The organism is Nocardioides hwasunensis (assembly GCF_014779665.1).
Taxonomy (GTDB): Bacteria; Actinomycetota; Actinomycetes; order Propionibacteriales; family Nocardioidaceae; genus Nocardioides; species Nocardioides hwasunensis.
Window position 1 is genome coordinate 194,529 of record NZ_JACXYY010000009.1, and the last position, 8,290, is coordinate 202,818.

Consider the following 8,290-nt stretch of genomic DNA (forward strand, 5'->3'; position numbering starts at 1 on the left):
ACAACGCGCCAGAAGTTGAGTCGATTCCCCTCAACTCTGAGATCCGGGCCACCGGTCCGCCCCCCTCGAGCAGGCGATCGTTCAGCAGGGCGAGTCAGGCGCGCCGCAGGAGATAGGTGTCCATCACCCAGCCGTCGGCCTGCTTCGCCCGAGCCCGCGCGGCGCCGATCGACCCGACCACGTCGGCGAGGCGTCCGGCGACGAGCTCCTCGTGCGGGCTGCCGAGGTTGGCGCCCCACCAGATGTCCCAGTCGCCGTCGAGCGACGCCGCCTGGAGGCGGCCGTCGAGCATCACCACGAGGTTGTCGTGGCCGGCCGCCACCTCGTCCGCGAGCCGTCGCCCCGTCGTCACCAGCACCGGCCGGCCGACCTCGTGGAGCACGAGCCGGTGGCGGGCGGCGAGGAGCGAGATCGCGGAGACGCCGGGCAGGACGTCGTACTCCACACCCAGCCGCTCGACGACGCGGATGGTCGAGTCGTAGAACGCCGGGTCGCCCCACACCAGGAAGCCGACCGTCCCCGGCCGCTCCGCGATCACCGAGGCGTACGCCGCCGCGCGCGCGTCGTGCCAGTCGAGGACCGCGCCGTCGTAGCCGGGCGTGTCGAGACCCGAGGAGCGGTCTCGAGGCGGATCGGCGACCGCCACCAGCTCGACGCCGACGTCGTCGCAGATCCCGCGCCGCAGCGCGAGCAGCGGGTCGTCGGCGCCCTTGTCGGCGGCGATCACGTAGTCGCACGATGCGATCGCCGCACGCGCCTCGGCGGTCAGCTGCCCGGGGTGGCAGCCGATCCCGACGATGCGGACCTCCGTCACCGGTCCTCCAGCTCGCCCTCGATGTCGAGGTAGACCTCCTGCATCGCGGACATCACGTCGGCGTCGGGCTCGGCCCACAGCCCGCGCTCGGCGGCCTCGTGCAGCCGCTCGACGATGCCGCGCAGCGCCCACGGGTTCGAGGTGCGGAGGAACTGCTGGTTGGTCTCGTCGAGGACGTACTCCTTGGCGAGCGCCTCGTACATCCAGTCGTGGACCACACCGGCGGTCGCGTCGAAGCCGAAGAGGTAGTCGACGGTCGCGGCGAGCTCGAAGGCGCCCTTGTAGCCGTGACGCTGCATCGCGCCGATCCAGCGCGGGTTGACCACGCGGGCCCGGAAGACGCGGTTCGTCTCCTCCTGCAGCGTGCGGGTGCGCACCGCGTCCGGCGTGGTCGAGTCGCCGACGTAGGCCTTGGGGTCGCTGCCGGTCAGCGCGCGCACCGTGGCGACCATGCCGCCGTGGTACTGGAAGTAGTCGTCGCTGTCGGCGATGTCGTGCTCGCGGGTGTCGATGTTCTTCGCGGCCACCTTGATGCGCTTGTAGTTGGCGCGCATGTCGTCGGCGGCCGGCGCCCCGTCGAGGTCGCGGCCGTAGGCGAAGCCGCCCCACGCCGTGTAGACCTCGGCGAGGTCCTGGTCGCTGCGCCAGTTGCCCGACTCGACGACCTGCAGGATGCCGGCGCCGTACGACCCGGGCTTGGAGCCGAAGATGCGGGTGGTCGAGCGGCGCTCGTCGCCGTGCTCGGCGAGGTCGGCGCGGGCGTGCGCGCTGACGTGGTTCTGGTCGTCGGGCTCCTCGAGCGCGGCCACCATGCGCACGGCGTCGTCGAGCATCGCGACCACGTGCGGGAAGGCGTCGCGGAAGAAGCCCGAGATCCGCACCGTGACGTCGATGCGCGGGCGGCCGAGCTCCTCGAGCGGGATGACCTGGAGGTCGTTGACGCGGCGCGAGGCCTCGTCCCAGACCGGGCGTACGCCGAGCAGCGCCAGCACCTCGGCGATGTCGTCGCCGGAGGTCCGCATGGCGCTCGTGCCCCACACCGACAGGCCGACGGACTCGGGGTAGGTGCCGGTCTCGTCGACGTACTTCGCGACGAGCGACTCGGCCATCGCCATGCCGGTCTGCCACGCCAGGCGCGACGGGACCGCGCGCGGGTCGACGGTGTAGAAGTTGCGACCGGTCGGGAGCACGTTGACCAGCCCGCGCAGCGGCGAGCCGGACGGCCCGGCGGCGATGAAGCCGCCGTCGAGGGCGTGGACCACGGCGTCGAGCTCGTCGGTGGTGCGCTCGAGGCGCGGCACGACCTGGGTGGCCGCGAACTCCAGCACCCGCTGCACCTCGGGGTCGTCGTGGAGGCGCGCGGCCGCCGCGACGTCCCAGCCGGCGTCGTCCATGCCCTGCACGAGCTCGCGCGCCTTGACCTCGATCGCGTCGACGGCGGAGGTCGCCTCGGCGCCCTCCTTCAGCCCGAGCGCGCTCCGCAGCCCCGGCACGGCCTGCGCCTGGCCGCCGAACACCTGCGCGGCGCGCATGATCGCGAGCACGAGGTTGACCCGCGCCTCACCGGCCGGTGCGTCGCCGAGGATGTGCAGCCCGTCGCGGATCTGCGCGTCCTTGATCTCGCAGAGCCAGCCGTCGACGTGCATGATGAAGTCGTCGAACGACTCGTCGTCCGGCTGCTCCTCCAGCCCGAGGTCGCGGTGCATCTCGGCAGCGTGCATGAGCTGCCAGATCTCGCCGCGGATCGCCGGCAGCTTGGCCGGGTCCATCGCGGCGATGTTGGCGTGCTCGTCGAGAAGCTGCTCGAGTCGGGCGATGTCGCCGTAGGACTCCGCGCGCGCCATCGGCGGCACCAGGTGGTCGACGATGGTCGCGTGGGCACGGCGCTTGGCCTGCGCGCCCTCACCGGGGTCGTTGACGAGGAACGGGTAGACCATCGGCAGGTTGCCGAGCGCGGCGTCGGTGCCGCAGGACGCCGACAGGGCGGCGTTCTTGCCGGGCAGCCACTCGAGCGAGCCGTGCTTGCCGAGGTGCACGACGGCGTCGGCCCTGAACCCGTGCTCCACCCAGCGGTAGGCGCCGAGGTAGTGGTGCGTCGGCGCCAGGTCGGGGTCGTGGTAGATCGCGATCGGGTTCTCCCCGAACCCGCGCGGCGGCTGGATCAGCAGCACGACGTTGCCCGCCTGCACGGTCGCGAGGACGAGCTCGCCGGCGTCGTTGACGAAGAGCGAGCCGAGGCCGGGTCCCCAGGCCTCGACCATCGACTCCTTCAGGTCGTCGGGCAGGTCGCGGGTCCACTCGGCGTACTGCTCCGGCGTGATCCGCACGTGGGCGTCGGTCAGCTGCGCGTGGGTCAGCCACTCCTCGTCCTGGCCGCCCGCCTCGATGAGCGCGTGGATGAGCGCGTCACCCTTCTCGGTGTCGGTGGCGTCGCGGCCGAGGATCTCGACGACGGCGTTGTCGGTGCCGAGGTCGTAGCCCTCGGCCCGCAGCCGCTCGAGCATCCGGATCGCGGAGACCGGGGTGTCGAGGCCGACGGCGTTGCCGATGCGCGCGTGCTTGGTGGGGTACGCCGACAGCACGAGCGCGAGCCGCTTCTCGGCGTTCGGGATGGAGCGCAGGCGCGCCTGCTTGACCGCGATCCCGGCCACGCGGGCGCAGCGCTCGGCGTCGGCGACGTAGTGCGGCAGCCCGTCGGAGTCGACCTCCTTGAAGGAGAACGGCGCGGTGATGATGCGGCCGTCGAACTCCGGGATCGCGATCTGGGTGGCCGAGTCGAGCGGGCTCACGCCGTCGTCGGACGCCTCCCACTCCGCGCGGCTGCTCGTCAGGCACAGGCCCTGGATGATCGGGATGTCGAGCGCCGACATCCGCGCGACGTCCCACGACTCGTCGTCACCACCGGCGCTGGCGCCCGCCGGCACGCTGCCGCCCGCCGCGAGCACCGTGACGATCAGTGCGTCCAGCGTGCCGAAGGCCTCGAAGAGCTCGTCGGGTGCGGCACGCAGGGAGCCCGCGAAGATCGGCACCCCGACCGCGTGGCCCGTCGCGTCCACGGCGTCGGCCAGCGCGTGCGCGAAGGCGGTGTTCCCGCTCGCCTCGTGCGCGCGGTAGTAGAGCACCCCGACCCGAGCGGGCGCCGGCTGAGCATCGTCCGCAGCCGTCGGTCGAGCAGCGAGGGACGAGCGTGTCGACACCAGGCTGCCCCGCTCGCCGTAGCCCCACTGCGGCAGCACTGCCGGCGGCTCGAACCCCTCCCCGGTGAGCAGCACGGTGTCCGACAGGAAGGCGTGGAGCTGGGTGAGGTTCTCGGGGCCGCCCTCGGCGAGGTAGCGGTGTGCCTCGGCCGCGACGCCCATCGGCACCGACGAGAGCTCCATCAGCTCCGCACTCGGCGACTGCTCCCCGCCCAGCACGACGACGGGCTTGCCGGTCGCGGCGACCCGGGTGAAGCCCGAGCAGAGGTCCTCCCGTGATCCGAGCAGCCGGCCGATCACGAGGTCGCAGCCATCGATGACCTCCGCCATCGACTGGTGGCCCGGCCGCGCCGGGTTGGCGAGCACGTAGTCGGCACCCGAGGCCCGCGCGCTCAGCAGGTCGGTGTCGGACGTGGACAGGAGTGCGATCCGGGTCATGACGGGTCCTCGGTGTCGGCGATCGGCTGGGCGGTGGGGAGGTCGGGCGTGGAGAGGGTGCGACCGCGGGTGCGGTCCAGTCTGCGGGAGGCGACGGGCGTGCCGCCGACCAGGTGGTGGGTGACGATCTCGTCGACGGCGTCGGGGACGACCCTGCCGTACCAGACGTCGTCGGGCTGCACGCTGACGACGGGCGCGTGGTTGCAGGGGAACTGGCACCCGGTCACCGTGACGAGCACGTCGTCGTCGCCGAGGCTGCGGTCGCCGAGCGCCCGGTCGAGCGCCGCCATCGTGCGGTCGGAGCCGGCGGCGGTGCACCGCGGACCGCGGCACACGAGGACCTGGTGCCGGTGTCCGGGCACGTCCTCCCATGCGGGCGAGTCCAGGGCCGCCTCGGCGCCGGTGACCGGGCGGGCCAGGCCGAGGACGTCGCGCAGGGCGTCGCCGTCGAGGGCGTCGAGGTCGTTGCGCAGGACCGAGGTCGCGACCCGGACCTCGGGACGTACGCCGTCGCGCTCGCGCCACCAGTGGCCGGCCACCCGCCGCAGCCATGACTGCGCAGGAGCGGTCGGACCGAGGCTGACTCCGGCGAGGGAGATCGTCGTCGCACCGGCGTCGGCGAGCCGGGTGAGCTCGGTCGACAGCGACGGATCGCCGATCTGGAGGTGGCCGACGGTGCCGTCGACCCGCCGCGCCGCGGCGGCCAGGCGATCGTGCTCGGCGACCTCCAGTGCGGACATCCCGACGAGGACGTGGGCCTTCATGCGCGCACCTTCGTCCGGGGTCCGTTCCAGCGGACGTGGGGCCGGTCGTGGACCGGGTGCGGCTCGACGGTCGCGTCGACGCCGTAGACCTCGGCGATCAGCTCGCTGGTGAGCACGTCGGCGACGGCGCCCACAGCGACCACCCGGCCGGCGTCGAGGACGGCCACGCGGTCGCAGTAGGCGGCGGCCAGCTCGAGGTCGTGGAGCGCGGCGACCGTGGTGAGGCCGAGCCCGCGCACGCGCGCGAGGAAGTCGAGCTGGTGGCCGAGGTCGAGGTGGTTCGTCGGCTCGTCGAGGAGCAGGACGGCCGGGCGCTGCGCGACCGCGCGAGCCAGCTGGGTGCGCTGCCGCTCGCCGCCGGAGAGGGTCTGCCAGCTGCGGTCGGCGAGGTCCTCGACATCGGCGAGCCGCAACGCGTGGTCGACCACCTCGTGCTCGTCGGGTGCGGTGTCCAGCGCCGGAAGGCGGCCCTTGCGATGGGGGATCCGACCGAGCTCGACGACCTGGCGGACGGTGAGGTCGAGGGTGGTCGAGGCCTGCTGCTCGACGAGCCCGACGAGGCGGGCGCGCTCGCGGTGCGGCAGGGCGTGCAGGTCGCGGCCGTCGACGCTGACCGACCCGGTCGCCGGCCGGGTGAGGCCCGCGACGAGGTTGATCAGGGTGGTCTTGCCCGAGCCGTTGGGGCCGAGCAGGCCGGTGACCGTGCCGGGCTCGCAGACCAGGTCGACGTCCTCGACGATCGTCCGGCCGGCGACCCGCCAGGACGCGTCGCGCACCTCGAGGCGTACGCCGTGCTGCTCAGGCATGGTGCCTCCCCCGCCGCAGGAGCCAGGCGAAGAACGGGGCGCCGACGACGCCCGTGACGACACCGATCGGCACCTCCTGGCCCTCGACGACCGAGCGGGCGACGGTGTCGGCGAGCACCAGGGTGATCGCCCCGACGACGGCACACATCGGCAGCAGCAGCCGGTGACCGGGACCGGTGGCGAGTCGGACCATGTGCGGCACCACGAGCCCGACGAAGCCGATGAGACCGGCGTACGCCACCAGGCAGGCGGTGACCAGCGCGGTGCCGACGAGCAGCAGCCACCGCAGCCGGGTGACGTCGACGCCGAGCGAGCGGGCCGAGGCCTCGCCGAAGGCGAACGCGTCGAGCTGGTCGGCCAGCGCGACGATGCCGACGGTGGCGACGAGCGCGACGACGGCGAGGAAGACCGCGGACTCCCAGCGCAGCCCGGCGACCGAGCCGAGCGTCCACGACAGCACCCGCCGCGCGGCCTGGCTGTCACCGCTCATGATCACGAGGAAGGAGGTGTACGCCGCGCAGACCTGGCCGACCGCGACGCCGGCCAGGATCGTCCGGGTGGGCGGCAGCGCCCCGGACCGGCCGGCGGCGAGCACGAGGACCGCGAGCAGCGCCGCGAGCGCGCCGACGAACCCGGCGGCCGTGACGGCGGCCGACCCGATCAGCCCGGCGAACGGCACGCCGAGCACGATCACGGTCACCGCGCCGACGGCCGCACCTCCGGAGATGCCGAGCAGGTAGGGGTCGGCGAGGTCGTTGCGGGTCAGCGACTGCAGGACCGCGCCGCAGAGCGCGAGCCCGGCGCCGACCGATGCCGCGCCCAGCACCCGCGGCAGCCGCAGCTGCCAGACGATCTGGTCGTTGAGCAGCGAGACGTCGAAGTCGCCGAGGTGGAAGCGCCGCGCGACGACCTCGAGCACCTGGGGCACCGGGACCGACACCGCGCCCACGCCCAGCGACACCGCCATGGCGGCCCCGAGCAGCACCAGCCCGAGGGCCAGCGTGCCGAGACCGCCGAAGGTGCGGGTCACTGCCCGACTGCGAGCTTCTCGAGCTGGTCGGAGACCGAGGCGGCGCCGTCGGCCAACCGGACCCCCGGTGTCGACTCGGAGAACGGCACGGTCACGTAGGCCTTCGCCTGCACCGCACCGAGCTGCTTGAGGACCGGGTCGGACTCGAGGTAGGCGATCTTGTCGTCCGCGGTCGACCAGGCGGCGTCGGCCAGCACGATCACGTCGGGGCCGGCCGCGACGACCTTCTCCCAGGTCGCGTCGGCCCAGTTTCCCTCGAGGTCGCCGAAGATGTTGTCGGCACCCACCGCGTCGAGGACCAGCTGCGGGCCGCCGTCGCCGGCGCCGACGAAGGGCGTCTTGTCTCCGGAGTCGAACCACAGCACCGAGAGACCGTCACCGGCGTCCGTCTCGGCGAGCCCGTCGAGCAGCTCCTGCTGCGACGTCCGGAGCTCGTCCGCCTTGTCCGGCACACCGAAGGCGGTCGCGACCGCCTCGACCTCGTCCCAGACGGCGTCGAACGACGGCTCGGGGCGCTCGCCCTGGTCATCGCAGCCGAAGGGCGAGAGGTAGGACGCGATGCCGGTGTCGTCGAGCTCGTCCTGGGTGCCGGCGACCTTCGACTCGAAGGCACTGCCGTAGGAGGCGTAGACGAAGTCGGGCTGGGCGGCGAGGAGGTCCTCGCGGGTCGGGTACTCCTTCGCGAGGACGTCGACGGAGTCGTAGGCCGCCTCCCACTTCGCCGGGACGGCGTCGTCGAGGTAGGCCGTGCCGGCCATCTGGTCCTCGACTCCGAGCGCGAGGGCGACCTCGGTCGCGCCCTGGTTGAGGGTGACGGCCCGCTCGGGCCTCGCCTCGACGGTGGTGGTGCGCCCGCAGCTGGTCACCTCGACCGGGAAGAGCGACTCGGCGCTCTCGCTGCTGCTGGGCTCGGTCGCCGACTCGGCTTCCGGGGCTCCGGCGCAGCTGCTCAGGACGAGCGCGGCGCCGACGGACATGACGGCCTTGGACAGGAGTGCGATGCGCACGGTTCCTCCTCGGGGTTCTCGCCCCTCGTGATGGGATCCGCGTGGGCCAGTGTCTGGCTACGACCTGCACCCGGCAGGCCTCACAGTGGCGGAACCGCCCCGGTCTTGCACCGGGTTCCTGGGTCCCACGCGGAGTGGTGCGCTGAGGCTACCGGGTCTCGCCGCCGCTCACACGCGGTGGTTGCGGAGCGAGCGCTCGGCCCCCCCGCCGCCGGTTGAGCAGCGAGCGCTCGG

Annotated in this window: 6 protein-coding genes and 1 riboswitch; all 6 genes read right to left on the reverse strand. The window is 73.2% G+C overall.

Going from position 1 to position 8,290, the window contains the following annotated elements; genetic code table 11:
* Positions 1-94 precede the first annotated feature (94 nt).
* The 6 genes from cobF to IEZ25_RS20125 are packed head-to-tail and all read right to left on the reverse strand — an operon-like array spanning position 95 to position 8,026.
* On the reverse strand, positions 95-814 hold the full coding sequence (cobF, locus tag IEZ25_RS20100) for a precorrin-6A synthase (deacetylating) (RefSeq protein WP_191201244.1): 720 nt from the start codon (positions 812-814) through the stop codon (positions 95-97).
* A complete protein-coding gene (gene cobN / locus IEZ25_RS20105; protein WP_191201245.1) occupies positions 811-4,449 on the reverse strand; it encodes a cobaltochelatase subunit CobN in 3,639 nt (1,212 codons plus the stop codon). The genes cobF and cobN overlap by 4 nt, the downstream gene beginning before the upstream one ends.
* The gene (locus tag IEZ25_RS20110) at positions 4,446-5,213 is read right to left on the reverse strand and encodes a (2Fe-2S) ferredoxin domain-containing protein (protein ID WP_191201246.1); all 768 of its coding nucleotides are present in this window, start codon (positions 5,211-5,213) and stop codon (positions 4,446-4,448) included. The genes cobN and IEZ25_RS20110 overlap by 4 nt, the downstream gene beginning before the upstream one ends.
* Positions 5,210-6,019, reverse strand: a complete 810-nt coding sequence (locus IEZ25_RS20115) for an ABC transporter ATP-binding protein (protein ID WP_191201247.1) — start codon at positions 6,017-6,019, stop codon at positions 5,210-5,212. The genes IEZ25_RS20110 and IEZ25_RS20115 overlap by 4 nt, the downstream gene beginning before the upstream one ends.
* Positions 6,012-6,986: a FecCD family ABC transporter permease gene (locus IEZ25_RS20120; protein ID WP_191201272.1), complete on the reverse strand. Its 975-nt coding sequence runs from the start codon at positions 6,984-6,986 to the stop codon at positions 6,012-6,014. Before IEZ25_RS20120 ends, IEZ25_RS20115 begins: the two co-directional genes overlap by 8 nt.
* A gap of 59 nt (positions 6,987-7,045) precedes the next feature.
* Positions 7,046-8,026, reverse strand: coding sequence for an ABC transporter substrate-binding protein (locus tag IEZ25_RS20125; protein ID WP_191201273.1), 981 nt, complete (start codon positions 8,024-8,026; stop codon positions 7,046-7,048).
* 57 nt (positions 8,027-8,083) lie between these two features.
* A riboswitch (cobalamin riboswitch) is annotated at positions 8,084-8,200 on the reverse strand.
* Between the last annotated feature and the right edge of the window lie 90 nt (positions 8,201-8,290).